Genomic DNA, 16,431 nt, shown 5'->3' with positions numbered 1-16,431 from the left:
TAATCATAAAAAAAGCCGGACCGTTTCTGATGTCGAGTCCGCAATGTTCAAAAACCGGCCCGCTCCGCCTGACTCCATTTAATCGCTTGATTTGCCGGTTTCTCTTCGGATCACCGGTGCTACTTCTGATGCTAATCGTTCGATGTTTTCCGCAGCTTTTTTAAACGGCATACCGCCTATATCGATTTGCGCAAGAAACCGCTGATGGCCAAACAGCTCGTATTGGTGCATGATTTTTTCAATGATCTGCTGTGAGCTTCCGACAAATAAGGCTGTTTCTTTACCGGACGCCCGCTCAAAATCTTCCCTCGTTAAAGGTTCATGAATCCCGTGGTATGAATGAACATGAGACCAATAATTAGAATGATACGGGTAAAATTCTTGTATTGCCTGTTCATTCGTTTTTGAAATGAACGTATGCCCGGTTACGGCAACCTTCACATGTTCCGGCGGATGACCGGCTTTAGAAGCCTCTTCTCGGTATTTGTCAACAAGCGGTTTAGATGATTTCGGATCACCGCTCAATACAGCTAATGCCAGACCGGCGCCTGCTCTTCCGGCCCGCTCCGCACTTTCTGGAGTTCCTGAAACACCTAACCACAGCGGAATGCTTCCGTGAAAAGGCTGAGGGGAAATTTCTGCGTCATTCAGCGGCGGCCGGTAACGTCCTTTCCAGGTGACCGATTCTTCCCCCGAATTTATTTTCAAAAAAAGCTCAACGTGTTCTTCAAACAGTTCTTTATAATAACCCACATCATAACCGAAAAGAGGAAACGAGTCTAAAAATGCACCGCGTCCCGCTATGATCTCCGCCCTTCCGTTTGATATCAGATCAAGCGTTGCAAAATCCTCAAATAAACGGACTGGATCTGCGGTGGATAATACAGTCGTGGCACTCGTAAGCTTAATGTTTTCGGTGAGCTGTGAAATCGCTGATAAGATGACCGGCGGCGACGACACTGCATAATCAAGACGATGATGCTCGCCTACGCCGAATACATCAAGCCCTGCGTCGTCAGCCAATTTCGCCAGCTTTATCAATTCCTCTACCCGCTGCTTTGCGCTGACTGTTTTCCCTGTCAGAGGATCGGGGTATAATTCTGCAAATGAATAAATTCCAATTTCCATACCATCATGATGTTCAGCCCTCACGTATCTCTCCTCCTGCACTGTGTAAAAAAACTTTTATGCTGTTATTCTATTCAGCCGTTTTGCAAAATGGAATTCATCCAAATAAATACAGCATCTTAGCACCCAGAAGTTCCGTTACATTCCTCACGTACAAATGCGAAACCGCGCAAGTAAGAACACACCTCGAAAAAGCTAATTCGAATGCATGCGTTCACTTTCAATCCAATCGTGATATTGGTCATAAAGCGCACGTAATCTTCCGGCATCAAGGGCGATAACTTCACACCCTCTGTCATCATATACAAAGAAAATAATGTCTTTTGCAATATTCACAAAGAAAACATCGGGATAATCAACGGTGCAACCCCCGAATCTTGGCTTCAACGGAAAATCTTCGTGAGCAGCTGCCTTAAGTAATTGGGTAATATGTAAATCCTTCCGTTTACATAATAAAGAAAACTGCTGCATCTCGTATTCTTCTGCATCATCTTCTTCAAACGGATACGGACAGGTCTCCACTTGAATCCGATATAAATCATCCTTGCACTTCAGAAACGGCTGATAAATTTTTAATTTTCTGGCGTCATCACCTAGAGTTTTGTGCTTATATATGTTTGCAACAAGGAATAAGTCATCGTTTTGTTCAAACAGCTCATTAAAAATTTCGATGATTTGATGATGGACACACTGAAAATACTCAAGATTCAGCTCACCGCTTTCATTAAATTGATACATATTGCCGCCGAGAGAAAAATGAATTCCCACGTCCCATTGATGATAAATGCCGGGCACTAATTTTAAAGCCGGAAACCTTTCCTTCAGGTAATCCTTTATTTTCATTCAAAACATTCTCACTTTCTGTTAATGATCGACCCACTTTTTACTTTTTCGCCCTTGTAATATTATTCCGATTGGAATACAATGAAATAGAACACTGTGAACCCCATTGATCAAGGTGGATGCTGGTCACATCCATCCTGATCCTTTTTTCACAAGCTCACCTCCACTGCGGATCCTTCCATTTCCGAAGCTGCTCATTAATTTTTACACATTTCCAGGGTATTACTTTCTTATACATAAGCAGCAGTGGCTCTTTTATGGATCCGGATCAATTTAGAAAATCGAGAAAAAACTGATTCGAACGACTTCCTGCACCTTCTGTCGCTAAACTGCAAAATGCTAAAAACTTTGGATCTTTCGTGATATTGTAAGAGTTATTTAGGCTTTCCATCACATTCACCCTCTCTCGAATTTAACAACTTTACGATAAATGATTTTCACTGCTTTTCCAAACCTGAATCTCATTTGATCGTTACTAAACTAAGCATTTTTCAATTCCGTAATCTATTGGTAATATCGGTAAATTTATTGAAGGATTTAACTTAAACGCAAAAAAACTGCCCTCGGCGAGTTTTTTTGCGTTAACTATGTTTTTGCTTTAACCATTCTTTCTTTAGCAGGGCGTATTGGAAAGTGTTTTCATATTTGGGTGTTCCATCCTCATATTTTGTAAATGAAATAAACTCAATAAAATAACCTTCTTTACGCATACCTAATCTTTCACATAATTTTTGTGACTTGTCATTATCATCTTCAACATATGCATAAAGTCTTCTTGCTTCTTTTTGCATAAAGAGATACTCAAAGAAAGCCTTTGCACTTTCACTGGCGTATCCCACCCCTTCAAATCGAGCATTGAAATTCCAACAAACGGAATATGTATCAGGCTCTTCTTTTAAATAAAATAGTTCCCCGATCAGATCATTACTCTCTTTTAAACAAACAGCAATATAAGAATCATCTCTGCTTCTTTTTTGAACGTTTAAGACTGCTTCTTCTATCGTAGAAATTCTGTCATCAAGAAAGCAGTTCACTCTCGGATGTGCCGAATATTCCAAAAGGCCGTGCGAATCTTCCTCGCTAAAATTTCTTAAAACTAAGCGTGGGGTTTCAATTTTTTGCATTTGTTAGTCTCCTTTTTTTGAAATGTTTCTTCAACAGGCCTCGCCCGTTTGTTAAAGAACGATCTCAATCTATTTGTACTATATATGTTATCATTTTTGTCCAAATCAATAATGTTTAATGCTGACGGTTTTTTTTAATGAACCTCATTACCCAGAATAGGGAGAAGAACCAGTTAAGCCATTAAAAGCTTATTGAGTAACTTTTCAAACTTATTCACGCTCATCATTTCATGAGTGAGAAATTCTCCATTATAAAACACGCTGAAAGTTGTCCAGATTGCCGGTGATGTTTGGGCCTTATCTTTGGAGGATAATCGATGAGCCTGAAAATGAAGCCCTTTCTTTTCAGTCAGTTCCTTCAAATCCTCTAACACTCCGACTGCGAATGGACATTGAGCTGTATAAAATATTGTGATCCCCTCATCATTAAAAGAACAACTTTTAACCTGTTTTTTAAATACAGGAGGAGCTGCATGCTCATTCCAGATCAATGACATTAACTGAAAATAGGGTTTTGCTTCATCTTACAAAGTAAATCCCATATGCTCGAAGAAATGCTTATCACTTAAATAGGGAAGTTTTTTCTTACCAACTATATGAACAATTCCATCCATACGGCGGGATTTGGCATCTTCCGCACATTTATCTAACAAGTGTTTCGCATGTCCGCTGTTCTTATATCTCCCCGAGACCCAAAGACAATTAATATACATAAAATTAGGAGCGCTTATCGGAACCCACGCTTTTTCTGCAGGTAAATATTCAATAAAAACTTTTGCCCGCTCGTTTAATCGATAAAACACCAAACCATCAGCCATTCGATCTTTAAGCCAGCTTTTCTTTTCCGTTACGGCCTTCTCATATTGTTTCGCACCTAGTGCGCAGCAAATATGATTGTCATCAATATTGTCCTTTTTCAATTCAATGTATTCCATTATGATCTCCCCATTCCAAGATCAGCGTTTAACCCGAAATTGTTAAGCTCATGATTTTTCTATAAAAAACTGCTTTCGCAGAAATATAGAGTCCCAAAACCAATAGATTAACGCAGCAGTAATGCTCATCATGTAATAAATGAAATTCTCGAAAACTCTAACATCAATGGACTGACTACCCATGCACCAGAACAAGAACACAGCTAAAAAAGCGACTGCTGTATAAATGAAAAGATGAATCAAACTACACTTTTTCGGCTTCTTTCTTAACCAAAATTGCACAGGAACAGCAAATAAAAAGTAAGTGACGAAAGCGTAAAAAGCAATGATAACTACAGTGACTAATGCGAATGGCACAAAACCCGAGTATACAAACATATACAATCCAAAAACAAGACCAAAAGACATGCTTGAAAACGCCAATGTGAAAGCATAACATTTTAAGCTGCTCCGCGCTGCCCCTTCCATTTATTTCACCCGCTTTTTAAAATTCAGTTCTCTAATTTTTCATTTTCTTCCTGTTATTTAAATCAGTATATATTGATCACTTTAAAAGATCTATATTTTTTGAAATCTTTTTTTGCCCATAAAAAAGGTCAAGGAGATACCTTGACTATAATCTTCATCCGATTCATCATATTCAAATCCAAAGCCCTTAATCACATGTCACCGCAGCCGGCTTTTTTTGTAATCTTTAATTGCATCACCGTACCAGCTTACCGGTAAGTATCAATATAACGGAACTGACTTCTGCAAGAAAGTTCCGTTATATGACTATTCCAAATTTTGATCAATCGTTCCTTCAAAATAGTCATCGCTGACCTGTTCATGTGTTTCAGCCAATCCTTTTTCCAGTTGCGTATTTCCCTCATAATCTGATGTGTCAAAATATTTCCCTTCCGTATTTGTTGTGTCAGTTTTTTTATGATGAGTTTGTGTTTCCGTGTCTGCCTGGTTTGCTTTGGTATCGCCGGCTAAAGATTGCTGCTGAAAATCAAAGTCCTTGTCCAAAGAAGAAAATCTTTTGTAATCGTCCGGTCTGTCTGCGCCATGTTGTTCAGCCATGTTGTTCACTCCATATTGATCAATTTTGTTTGACGGGTGTAACTAAGTGTTTTCATTTGTTTTTGGTTTGAACTTTTTTGGGATCATCTGCTTTAAAAGCGGTTTCGGTCTCATGGTCTTTTTTTAATTGTTCAATGCTTGAATTTTGGATTCCTTTTTTGCTCACTGGTTCTCACTCCCTTTCAAATAGAATATAGACCGTTCTTATTGTGTCTATGGGAATTATATTCATACACTATTCGGTGGATTTTCTTAAAAAGAAGCTTCAGACAATCGCTTTGAATTAAGGCTTTCAAAGATAACCTTTGCCTATAAATTCTCCTTATCAATCAGCCCATCACACCCAATAACCGCACTTCATAAAAAATCCCCTCCTTCCGAGATGGGGAGTTATCAGTTTTTGCTTCAACTAAATAACGCATGATAAGAAGCGGGAAATTCTTGATTGACGCGTTGCACTTCCCGTGCAAATTCACGTTCCTCTTCTGTCACTCTTCTGAGTCTGTTAGCTTTTTCTTGTGTATCTATGTCGGCACCGGGAGGAACGAACCGATTCGGTGCAATCCGTACACCATTTGTTATGGCAGCATTGTATGAAATAAATGATCCTTTGCCTACAATCGCATTGAACACGATGGCTTTAAAACCGACGAACGTGTAATTTCCAAGATAACAAGGGCCATGAATAAGGGCATCATGTCCGACACTTACATTGTTTCCGATATAAATGGAATATGCCCTATCTTTGACTGAAACAAATTGTTTTAACAAACCATGTAAAATGACCCCATCTTGAAGGTTTGTATTTGACCCAATATAAAAGGGCGTCCCTTCATCTGCGCGAACAGCAGCATTCGGCCCGACATAAACATTGTCCTTTATTCTCACGTCTCCTATCACACTGGAAAATGGACTGATGAATGATGTTTTGTCAATTTTAGGGTATCTCCGAACCGGATTAAATGATGTAACAGGATTAGGGCTGATAAATGGCGCAAAGTTAGCGGGCTGGTGATTATCAAGGTTTTCTTCCGTCAGCTTTCTATCACTCAAAAAAAAGACCTCCTTTGAAAACGTACTATTATATATACTATGTAAATTCCGTTCATAGAGAGACGACAAACTCCTATTTAAACACTATTCGGATAACAAATAATTTCTAGTATCTTTATAGCGTGCGCCCTCAATAAATTTTTAGAGATACTTGTCTGCAAAGTTATGTAAGGGTTTTCAAAAGAAGAGTATTGTGCTAAATTGTACGATAAGTACCAATTTTCTGCAAATATTTGAAAGGGGTGTATGTTGTGAAAGCAGTAGTAGCAACGAAGGACAAAAATATAGCGATCGTACAAAAAGAATTGCGTCCTTTGCGACACGGTGAAGCCAAAGTTAAGATGGAATACTGCGGTGTATGTCATACTGACTTGCATGTTAAAAATGCTGATTTCGGGGATGTGACAGGCGTCACTTTAGGTCATGAGGGAGTAGGCATTGTAACCGAGATTGGTGAAGGCGTAACAAACCTGAAAAAAGGAGACCGCGTCTCCATTGCGTGGATGTTTGAAAGCTGCGGCCGCTGTGAATATTGCTTAACAGGCCGTGAAACCTTGTGCCGGGATGTGAAAAATGCCGGCTATACAGTTGATGGCGCAATGGCTGAAGAAGCAATTGTGGCGGTTGATTATGCAGTGAAAGTGCCTGAACATTTAGATCCGGCAGCCGCAAGCAGCATTAGCTGCGCAGGTGTCACAACTTATAAAGCAGTAAAAGTCAGTGAAATTAAACCCGGTCAGTGGATCGGTGTATTTGGAGTCGGCGGTTTGGGCAACTTGGCTGTTCAATATGCAAAAAATGTCTTTAACGCTAAAGTGATTGCTTTCGACATTAGCGATGAAAAACTGAACTTTGCTAAGAGCTTAGGCGCTGACGCGGTTGTAAACAGTTTAAACGAAGACCCTGTCAAGAAGGCTAAAGAAGTGACCGGCGATTTAGGTCTGGATGCCGCGGTCATTACTGCTGTCTCAAAAATCCCTTTCAATCAAGCGATTGATGTTGTAAAAGCCGGTGCGCGTGTAGTGGCTGTCGGTTTACCGGTCGACAAGATGGAATTAGATATTCCCCGTCTTGTGTTAGATGGTATTCAAGTAGTAGGTTCATTAGTAGGAACCAGAGAAGACCTGAGGGAAGCTTTTCAATTTGCTGCAGACGGTAAAGTTGTACCTAAAGTGACAAAACGCCCGATTGAAGACGTGAATGATATATTTGAAGAAATGGAGCAAGGGAAAGTGACCGGCCGTATGGTTATAGATTTTACTTCCTAATGATTAAGGCTGCCGGGAATGATACGGCAGCCTTTGAGCTCTATTCTTGCACAGCGCCCTCACCTTTGTCATTTTAGTTCTGACCAATCGGCGGGCATTTTGCAAGTACTGAACTAATCCTGATACCAATATAATACAAGGTCATTCATTGCTGAAGCGTAACCCTGCTGTCTTAACATAGCTGTTATGCTGCCCCGATGATAAGTGCCATGATTGGCAACATGGAATAAAATTTCTGAGTAAGCAGTTTCTCTGGAACCTAACCAAGGATTATGTAAGTTCATTTTTTGTTCTAAATCTGTTTGGTTATTCATCCATTCTTCAAACTGTGAAGCCAGTTCATCATAAGACGCCGCAAATTCATCTGCAGAATATAAATGAGTCCTTTCTGCATAAGCCGCAGAACCTTCCACTGCTTCCTGCATGTCTATTCCTTTAAGTACTTGCAGCCACATAGCATCCACCGCGCAGATGTGACTGAACGTTTGAGCAATTGTAGGATATGAACCGCGAACTTCTTCATAAAGAACGTTACTTGGTAATTCCTTTATTCTTTCTAATAACGCTTTATTCGCCCAAACATGGTAATGATACATATTTTTTGCATGGTTCATTTAACATCTTCTCCTTTAAAGTTGATACTTATGATTATAAAAAAAGATATATGACAGCAGATCGTCATACATCTTGATAAACTCTCATTATTTTTTTGGCTTCAGCGATTAATTTTGATTGCAGCTGCACCGGTTTTATCATTTTAGCTCCGCTGCCAAAGCTTAAGAGAATTGATATAAGCCATCCGGCATGCAGAGGCTGATAAACAGAAATGGTAAACGTCATACTTCCATCACTGTTCATAACTTTAGACGCGTTCTGAAATTGATCTAAAGCTTTTGCCAGAGAATTGGGATTAACCCAAATGACAACATCCTCAAACCCTTCCGCATTGGAGTCTGAATAAGATGAATCATCTTTCACTTTGTGACTGTGCATAAACTCCTCTTGAGTCAGCGTTATATTCATCATACGTGATACTTTAAATTCTCTAACATCTTGACGTTCTCTGCAGTAACCATATACATACCAATTACGGAACTTATAATGGAGATGGATTGGTTCTGCTTCACGTGAGGTAAATTCATTTTTATTGCTGACATAATCAAAGCGTACCACCTTTTTTTCATGTATAGCTTTTCGCAGATGCCTTAAGGAATTCGGTTCTGTTCTAAGGCTTTCCAACTCAACATACAACGTTCTGTTGTTGCCGCTAGTATCCAGAGATTTTAATCTATCTATCGTATGTTCAACTTCCCTATCTTCAAAAAGACTCGATAAACTGCTTAATACAGTGATAAGATTTAATACATCGTGAGATCCGATTAAACTTTTATCAAATTTGTATCCTTTCATAATCCCGAAACCGCCGTTAGCACCTTGATATGAAACGATCGGTATTCCAGCAGCACAAATCGCTTCGATATCTCTATAAATTGTCCGCGATGATACTTGAAATTCATCAGCTAAACTGGAAGCAGATAAAATTTCATTATGTAAGAGCTTGAATATGATTGATAATAAACGTTCTAATTTCAACTCTCAATTCCTTTCCTCATCATTGATTAAGATCAGCGGTAATAGTTATTAAGATCTTGTTTTGTTCATTTCATCGACATTTCCGCCTTATAGATGGTAAAATTTCTTAAAACAAGCAAAGGAGCACTGTTACATATGAGTCTTATTATTCTAGCATCCATGCTTTTATGGGGTGCAGTGATCCACGAACTAAGCAAACCTTCCAAAAAGCAAAGTAAACGAAAAATGATCTCTTTGGTATCCTTGGGTTCTTTGTCTACTTTAGTCATTACAATTTCGCTTTTTTCTAATTTGAATTGACAGATATATATCATGAGGAAACCCGCCAGAGCTTCCTCATGACACTGACGATCTACTCACTACACTTTTTACAGTAAACCTTATCAGCGAATTTACTTAACACTTTGTCCATTCTCCCCACAGGCATCATCTTCTCACTCGGAAGGGTAATATGAGCTGTCAGCCCATCACCAGATTTTAATGTTTTCCCGCAGATGGAGCATTTTAACTCTATATTAAAGAAATGTTTTAATCCCATTCAGAAGCCCCCTTATTTATCTTTATAAAAGTAATACGTTACTGCTTTATAAAAGTTTCACTTCGTTCCGGTTGATCTGTGCCCGCCCAACAGGCATCACCTTCCCCTGTGTCCAATCTTGTTCGTTCACTTTAATGCGTCCCCTTCCAAAACGGAAAAAGGAAAATACTTGTTATTTGTCGTATACTGCGCTTGCCCGGGAAATGATGAATCATTCTTTCTTGGATTATTTCTCATTATCTAATTCATTTCGTGCGAGGATAACTTCGCTTCCATCGTGAAGTAAAACGGCATATCCTAAAGGTTCTTACTCTCAACTAAACATGCCATAGCCTAAGGAGAACCGAAAATGATATTTCATTCATCAGCCCTTCATTTAGACAAAAACTTCATTTTTTCTCCTTTAGACTAAAATCCATGTCGAAATTTATCGTGCGGCATAGTATATACTATCCTAACAAGAGGAGGTGGCAATATGGGATACTACGGTGGAAATTATGGCGGAAGCACTTTCGTCTTGATCGTTGTGCTTTTCATTTTGTTAATCATTGTAGGTGCTGCTTTCCTTTAATAGCACATTGACGAACCATATTCGTCTCCCAAGAAAATTGCATCTCACAGTTCGGACAGACGCCATAAGATCTTTTTATGGCGTTTTCACTTTTGACATTAAGTCATTTTCGCATAAAAAAAGCCGGACTCCTCATTTAAGAGGTTCCGGCTTTTCTTATTGTTCGACCTTTGTTATTACCATTGGTACAAATGCGGGGAATACTTGATGTCCCGCTGCAAACACCCGCTATTATAATATTTCAATACAGCCTTCTGTTCCATGTACGCGGATTCGTTGCCCATCTTTTATCAATTGGGTTGCATTTTCAACTCCAACAACTGCAGGTAAGCCGTATTCACGCGCTATAACCGCTCCATGGGTCATCAGTCCGCCAACTTCAGTGACCAGGCCTTTTATGGATACAAACAATGGTGTCCAGCTGGGATCGGTAAAGGTGGTAACTAATATATCTCCTTCTTCCAAATTGGCATCTTCCATGTTTAAAATAACACGTGCCCGCCCCTCTATGACTCCCGAGGAAACAGGAAGCCCTGCAATCGCTCCGGCCGGGAGATTGTCTCGTTTGTACTCGCCTGTAACGATTTCGCCGTCAGACGTGATAACACGCGGCGGAGATAGTCTTTCATATACTTTGTACTCGTCTTTTCGTGTACTGATGATTTGGTAATCCAATATATTTGTGCGTACGACTTCTTGAAGTTCTTCAAAAGTAAGATAGTATATGTCTTCTTTTTCTTGAATAATACCCGGTTCAGCGAGTTGTTCGGCTTCTTTCAGTAAAGCCTGCTTATAAACAAAATAGCGGCTGACCATTCCGTATTTTGGATATTCTCTGAAGCCGCTGAAGTTCCGGATGATGCGGATCATTCGTTCGGTTTCTTTGGCTTTTTGTTCACCATCCGGTAATTGCTTCAATCGATCTAATAACTCTTGTTCTTTCTTCAATGCCTCCTGCCGCCCTTGCTCAAATTTCTGCCGGCTGGCATTTGGCTCAAAGTTTTTGAGATTATTAAGAATCATAGGGACAAGTGCAGTTGGTTTTTCGCTCCATCGAGTTCTTGTCATATCAATTTCTCCGGCACATCGCATTCCGTACTTGTTGAGGAAAGCATAGATGGCGTCATGGATTTCCTGTCCGCCTTCAAATTTCACCAGCTCATCCAAAAAGGAATCATCTTTTACATCCTCTAAATAAGCAATTATTTCTGGATAAGGACGGATCACATCGGCGACGTCCAATAGCGCAAGCCCCATTTCTGAAGTAATATTATGGGGTACAGATTGAGAAAGCGTGTCTGCTGCGTTTTTTTCACCTAACCACTCGTTCATTTTTTCGTTAATCCATGATGAAGCATCCATTGCAGTTCGAATTAACACCGAACTTTTTGGGTTAAATAAAATCTTCTTTAATTCCTGGATATCATCCAAAATAAAACGAAATAAATCAGATCCTGATTTCGTCTGGATGTTTTGTTTTAAAGCTTCTATCGATGTTTCACTGCTCTTAATCAAATCAGAAACAATTGCCGGATCGTTTTCAGTTTGATCCGGCATATCGGCATTGCCTTTTCCGGGAATCGGTGCCGTTTTATCAGGTATCGGCTTAATGAAATCACGTCGCTCTATTATGGTCATAAGTGCGTCTTTTAAGAGCGGATCGTGCTGCCCCATGCCTTTTAAGAAAACTTCTCTGACTTTAGGGGATGCCAGATGATGTGTGACATCAACAAATAGCCTACCGCCGGCTTTACGCATGGGTGCAGAAGTCGTCAATAGAAAAAAAGATAATCCAAGGGGTTTTATGGGATCCGTCATCATTTGTTGATGACCAACAGAGATATAGACGTGATTTTCTTGATCGTTCGCTTCAGGAACGGGGTATAACGTTGTGATCGGACGACTCTGGACAATATAAAAAGTATCGCGGTCCAAACACCATTCGATATCTTGCGGCTGGCCGAAATGAGCTTCGATCTGCCTCCCGATACGTGCCAGCTGTAAAATTTGTTCATCAGTCAGTGTTTGAATCTTTTGCTGATCAAGATCAATCGCTTGTGTTTCCGTTCCGCCTTCTTTTCGTCCATAGACAGCCTTTTTTTTAGTTTCTATTCTCTTATCGACGATTTGCCCGTCCTGTACTTTATAACAATCGGCGGATACCAAGCCAGAGACCAGTGCTTCACCAAGTCCAAAACCGGCATCAATGGATAGCAGCTTTCGGTTTCCGGTCACCGGATCAGCGGTAAATAAGATCCCCGAAGCCTGAGGGAAAACCATCCTTTGGATGATAACGGATAAATAAACTTGGCTGTGATCAAATCCATTTTGCATACGGTAAATGACCGCGCGATCAGTAAATAGGGACGCCCAACATTTACTGATATGCTGCAAGATTGCATCGACACCGGTAATATTTAAATAGGTGTCTTGCTGACCGGCAAAAGAGGCGTGCGGTAAATCTTCAGCAGTCGCACTAGAACGCACGGCATAGGCATGTTCTTCGCCATACCGGGAGAGATAGCAAGCAACTGCTTTAACTACATCGGAAGGAATTTCTGCTTCCATAATGGTTTGCCGAATTTCCCTGCTGATTTTACCGATTTGATCCCGATTCTCCACTTTCAGCATGGTCAGTTGATCCAACAGCGCTTGTAACGTTTCGTTTTGTTCAATGGCTTTTTGATATCCTGCTGTTGTGACACAAAAGCCTTCTGGTACTTGTATTCCTTGAATTTTTGATAATCCCCCTAAATGCAACCCTTTTCCTCCAACGAGCAAAGGCTGTGTTTTTTCAATTTCGTGAATACCGAGAACCAAAGAACTCATTCTATATCTCCCCTTCAAAAAAAATTGACAAGAGCTTTTCAGCATGATATAATCATAATATAAGATGGGTGACTATGACTTTTCACACAGAAAGCACGCGTGATCTGATTATATCACCGTGTCTGTTTTTGTGCAATATAAAAAGAACCTGGCCAATTTGGCGGGGTTCTTTTTTAATTTCCTAAGGAACTCCTGAAGTTGAATGATAGCTGTGAATCCATTGCAAAAAGGTATCCCCACGGAGTCCGAATGATTATCTGTTTCCTCCGACAAATGACATTATTTATAAGCAGCTTTGCCATCAAAGCTTTTTAGCTGTTAATTGTTTTTCATTGATCTCCCGGCAAAAACACTCTCTTGACGAACCGCACTTATCATTCATTTTCCCGAAAACTCTTCAATGCTGTATTGAGATCCTTTGTGTGAGTGTAAATGTTCTTATACAAATCGAATAGTATTTTATATTTTTGAACATTTTGTTCTTCCGGATAGAATACAGCAGCCTCACGTATGAATTGCTCTGCACATTCTTCAAGGGATTCAAACCACCCGCTCCCGAAGGCAGCTAACATAGCAGCTCCCATGGCGGGACCTTGTTCGTTTTCTAACTTAATCACCCGCGTATTGAAAATATCAGCTTGCATTTGAAGCCACGTTACATTTTTAGCTCCCCCGCCAATAGAGACAACTGAATCAACTGATTTTCCCGCTTCGCGGAATAGCTCAATTGATTCATTCAAAGAGAATGTGATGCCTTCCATTACCGCCCTCATAACATGCTCTCTTTTATGGGCCGCATCCATTCCGATCAAGCTTCCCCGAATAGATGAATCAGCATGCGGCGTTCTTTCACCAACCAAATAAGGAGTATACAGCAGTCCATTTGCTCCTATCGGAATAGCTTCCACCCCATCCAATAATTGTTCAAACGATTCGTTTGGCGCAAACGTTCTTTTAAACCAGTCTAAGCTGTATCCAGCAGCGAGTGTGACTCCCATCGTATAAAAAGAATCCTTTTTTCCATGATTAAAAAAGTGCACTTTCCCTTTAAAGTCCCTTTCTTTGTCTTCTTCACAGGAAAGTATGACCCCTGACGTCCCAATACTGCATAATGTTTTTCCGGATGAAAGAATACCGGCTCCAATTGCACCGCAAGCATTATCTGCTCCCCCGGCATACACTTTTGTTTGTTCCATCAGCCCTGTCTCCGCCGCGACGTTCGGAAGCAGCGATCCTGCACAATCATGGGATTCAACAAGCGGAGGACAAATATCTGCAGAAATACCAAATTGATTGCAAATATCATCGCTCCACTCCTTGCGGGTAATATCTAAAAGTAACGTTCCCGCTGCATCGGAGTATTCAGTGTGAATGGCACCGGTCATACGGAATCTCACATAGTCTTTCGGAAGCAAAAAAACAGCAGTTTTTTTAAAAAGTTCAGGCTCATGTTCCTTCACCCATAACATTTTAGGCAATGTAAACCCTTCCAGGACACAGTTTTTTGTGATATCAAGCAGATGATCGCCAGATGTCTCGGTCATCCTCATACATTGAGGCGTCGTTCGGGTATCATTCCAAAGAATCGCATGACGCAGCACCTGCCCATCTTGGTCAAGCAGGACTAACCCATGCATTTGTCCTGAATAGCTTATCCCGTCTATATCTTCGGCTTGAACACCGGATTCATAAACCAATTCAGCCAAGGCATCAATTGTTTGCTGCACCCAGTCTTCGGGATTTTGCTCACTATACCCCGCCTTCTCTTGAATAAGCGGATATCTTTTGGACGTTTCTGCACAAACCTTGCCGTTTTGATTGACTAAAATGGTTTTAACGGCGCTCGTTCCAAGATCTATCCCAATGACATACTTCATTTTTTCACTCCTTTCCCTCTCAATAGATCCCCATTGAAACTCCCCGCCAGAACGGGAAGTTCCGGGGCAGCTCGGCTTTCCCTGCTAAAACTTTTTAGCGGATCAAGCTTCTTTGTTATACCTCTAAAATGTATTGGTTCAATATCGCTTTTAACCGCTCCTGTCTCCCTGATTCGTTTTTAATTGGCTGATTGTTTAGCGCATATTGCTCAAGTGTCTTAAAATCAGCTCTTCCTTCTGCAATTTCAAGACCGATCCCTTCGGTAAAGCTGCGGTAACGATGCTGAATCACATCTTCAAACACACGGTCTTCGATTAATTTGTGAGCGACTTTCAATCCCCTTGCAAATGCATCCATCCCAGCAACATGGGCATAAAGTAAATCATCAGGCTCAAAAGAAGATCTTCTGACCTTTGCGTCAAAGTTTAATCCGCCGCTTCCAAGGCCGCCATTTTGCAGGATTTCGTACATGGCTAATGTCGCAGAATATAAATCTGTCGGAAATTCATCTGTGTCCCAGCCTAACAGCGGATCACCTTGGTTCGCATCAACAGATCCAAGAAGGCCATGCACTCTCGCCATTCGTAATTCATGTTCGAATGTATGCCCGGCTAATGTGGCATGATTGGCTTCGAGATTTAATTTAAAATGACTGTCTAAGCCATATTGCTTCAAAAAGGCAATAGTTGTTGCCGCATCTGTATCATATTGATGAGTGGTCGGCTCTTTTGGTTTTGGTTCAATCAAAAATTGCCCCGTATACTCGATTTCCTTCGCATAATCCACTGCCATATGCATGAATCTGGCCAAATTATCAAGCTCAAATTTTAAATCCGTATTTAACAATGTTTCGTATCCTTCACGTCCGCCCCAAAATACATAGTTTTCGGCGCCAAGCTCTTTTGCTGTTTCCAGCCCTTTTTTTACTTGTGCTGCGGCATACGCAAACACATCTGCATTGCAAGAAGTCGCGGCACCATGGACGAAACGGGGATTCGTGAACATGTTTGCAGTATTCCATAATAGCTTCACGCCGCTCGTTCTCATGTATTCTTTCATCATGCTCACGATAATATCTAAATTTTGATTTGTCTCTTTTAACGTACTTCCTTCAGGTGCGATATCCCGGTCATGGAAAGCAAAAAATGGCGCATCCAGTTTTTCAAACATCTCAAATGCTGCTTCTACCCTCGCTCTCGCCAGATCCATGCTTTTATAATGATCCCACGGTCTTTGCATCGTAGCTGCTCCAAACATGTCTGTACCGTCAGCGGTAAATGTATGCCAATAAGCAATAGAAAACCGCAGGTGCTCTTTCATTGTCTTTCCGCCGATTACTTCTTGAGGATTATAATATTTAAATGCTAAAGGATTCGTGGAATCTTTCCCTTCATAAATCACTTTGTTTACGCTTTCAAAATAGCCGGCTGTACCGGAATGAGACTGAGCCATGACATTTCCCCCTTAAAAATAAATTCAAGCGCATTTTATGTCATATTCGCATGTTAGTTTGTTGCTTAAACAAACTAACATATTTTCATCTTATATAACCTCATCAGTATTTTCAATATTTTTTTTAGTTTTTCACGAATACATTAGATATAAT

The 16,431-nt window shown here is 40.5% G+C and carries 15 protein-coding genes and 2 pseudogenes; 2 read left to right on the top strand and 15 right to left on the bottom strand.

The genetic code is table 11. The annotated features are described in order from the left end of the window. Positions 1 to 78: 78 nt before the first annotated feature. From AADZ70_RS04850 to AADZ70_RS04810, 9 genes and pseudogenes are all read right to left on the bottom strand, one after another. The gene (locus tag AADZ70_RS04850; RefSeq protein WP_342007804.1) at positions 79 to 1,152 is read right to left on the bottom strand and encodes an LLM class flavin-dependent oxidoreductase; all 1,074 of its coding nucleotides are present in this window, start codon (positions 1,150 to 1,152) and stop codon (positions 79 to 81) included. 171 nt (positions 1,153 to 1,323) lie between these two features. Then, positions 1,324 to 1,971 carry a DUF3885 domain-containing protein gene (locus tag AADZ70_RS04845; protein ID WP_342007803.1) on the bottom strand — a complete coding sequence of 216 codons (648 nt, stop codon included), beginning with the start codon at positions 1,969 to 1,971 and terminating at the stop codon, positions 1,324 to 1,326. A 307-nt stretch (positions 1,972 to 2,278) separates the two neighbouring features. Further along, positions 2,279 to 2,362, bottom strand: a pseudogene (locus AADZ70_RS04840) (hypothetical protein); the annotation flags it as partial. 190 nt (positions 2,363 to 2,552) lie between these two features. Further along, entirely contained in the window at positions 2,553 to 3,095 is a 543-nt protein-coding gene (locus tag AADZ70_RS04835) for a GNAT family protein (protein ID WP_342007802.1), read from the bottom strand. Positions 3,096 to 3,268: 173 nt separating this feature from the next. Next, positions 3,269 to 4,030 (bottom strand): annotated as a pseudogene (locus AADZ70_RS04830) (GNAT family N-acetyltransferase). 48 nt (positions 4,031 to 4,078) lie between these two features. Then, positions 4,079 to 4,498, bottom strand: a complete 420-nt coding sequence (locus AADZ70_RS04825; RefSeq protein ID WP_342007801.1) for a UPF0715 family protein — start codon at positions 4,496 to 4,498, stop codon at positions 4,079 to 4,081. A 306-nt stretch (positions 4,499 to 4,804) separates the two neighbouring features. Then, the gene (locus tag AADZ70_RS04820; protein ID WP_342007800.1) at positions 4,805 to 5,095 is read right to left on the bottom strand and encodes a YozQ family protein; all 291 of its coding nucleotides are present in this window, start codon (positions 5,093 to 5,095) and stop codon (positions 4,805 to 4,807) included. A gap of 52 nt (positions 5,096 to 5,147) precedes the next feature. Then, positions 5,148 to 5,261, bottom strand: coding sequence for a hypothetical protein (locus AADZ70_RS04815; RefSeq protein WP_064778960.1), 114 nt, complete (start codon positions 5,259 to 5,261; stop codon positions 5,148 to 5,150). A gap of 239 nt (positions 5,262 to 5,500) precedes the next feature. Continuing rightward, positions 5,501 to 6,133, bottom strand: coding sequence for a carbonate dehydratase (locus AADZ70_RS04810; protein WP_342008042.1), 633 nt, complete (start codon positions 6,131 to 6,133; stop codon positions 5,501 to 5,503). A 266-nt stretch (positions 6,134 to 6,399) separates the two neighbouring features. Between AADZ70_RS04810 and adhP the strand changes: the two genes are divergently transcribed. Next, on the top strand, positions 6,400 to 7,416 hold the full coding sequence (adhP, locus tag AADZ70_RS04805; RefSeq protein ID WP_342007799.1) for an alcohol dehydrogenase AdhP: 1,017 nt from the start codon (positions 6,400 to 6,402) through the stop codon (positions 7,414 to 7,416). A 113-nt stretch (positions 7,417 to 7,529) separates the two neighbouring features. Here the strand turns inward: adhP and AADZ70_RS04800 are convergent, their stop codons facing one another. From AADZ70_RS04800 to AADZ70_RS04790, 3 genes are all read right to left on the bottom strand, one after another. After that, positions 7,530 to 8,030, bottom strand: a complete 501-nt coding sequence (locus AADZ70_RS04800; protein WP_342007798.1) for a DinB family protein — start codon at positions 8,028 to 8,030, stop codon at positions 7,530 to 7,532. Positions 8,031 to 8,094: 64 nt separating this feature from the next. Next, a complete protein-coding gene (locus tag AADZ70_RS04795; RefSeq protein WP_342007797.1) occupies positions 8,095 to 9,009 on the bottom strand; it encodes a YafY family protein in 915 nt (304 codons plus the stop codon). Between the two features lie 352 nt (positions 9,010 to 9,361). After that, positions 9,362 to 9,547: a hypothetical protein gene (locus tag AADZ70_RS04790; protein ID WP_016936005.1), complete on the bottom strand. Its 186-nt coding sequence runs from the start codon at positions 9,545 to 9,547 to the stop codon at positions 9,362 to 9,364. A 475-nt stretch (positions 9,548 to 10,022) separates the two neighbouring features. On the opposite strand from AADZ70_RS04790, the gene AADZ70_RS04785 reads away from it, so the two are divergent. Further along, the gene (locus AADZ70_RS04785; RefSeq protein ID WP_016936006.1) at positions 10,023 to 10,118 is read left to right on the top strand and encodes a YjcZ family sporulation protein; all 96 of its coding nucleotides are present in this window, start codon (positions 10,023 to 10,025) and stop codon (positions 10,116 to 10,118) included. 231 nt (positions 10,119 to 10,349) lie between these two features. On the opposite strand, the gene ppsA is transcribed toward AADZ70_RS04785, so the two are convergent. From ppsA to xylA, 3 genes are all read right to left on the bottom strand, one after another. Then, a complete protein-coding gene (gene ppsA, locus AADZ70_RS04780) occupies positions 10,350 to 12,947 on the bottom strand; it encodes a phosphoenolpyruvate synthase (protein ID WP_342007796.1) in 2,598 nt (865 codons plus the stop codon). Positions 12,948 to 13,321: 374 nt separating this feature from the next. Further along, complete coding sequence (gene xylB, locus AADZ70_RS04775) at positions 13,322 to 14,824, bottom strand: xylulokinase (RefSeq protein ID WP_342007795.1); 1,503 nt, start codon at positions 14,822 to 14,824, stop codon at positions 13,322 to 13,324. A 115-nt stretch (positions 14,825 to 14,939) separates the two neighbouring features. After that, positions 14,940 to 16,277, bottom strand: a complete 1,338-nt coding sequence (xylA, locus tag AADZ70_RS04770) for a xylose isomerase (RefSeq protein WP_045926673.1) — start codon at positions 16,275 to 16,277, stop codon at positions 14,940 to 14,942. Between the last annotated feature and the right edge of the window lie 154 nt (positions 16,278 to 16,431).

This window comes from Bacillus sp. YBsi01 (assembly GCF_038406745.1).
Classification (GTDB): domain Bacteria; phylum Bacillota; class Bacilli; order Bacillales; family Bacillaceae; genus Bacillus; species Bacillus siamensis.
The sequence above is the reverse complement of the archived record's forward strand: the minus strand, read 5'-3'. Positions and strand labels throughout refer to the sequence as shown.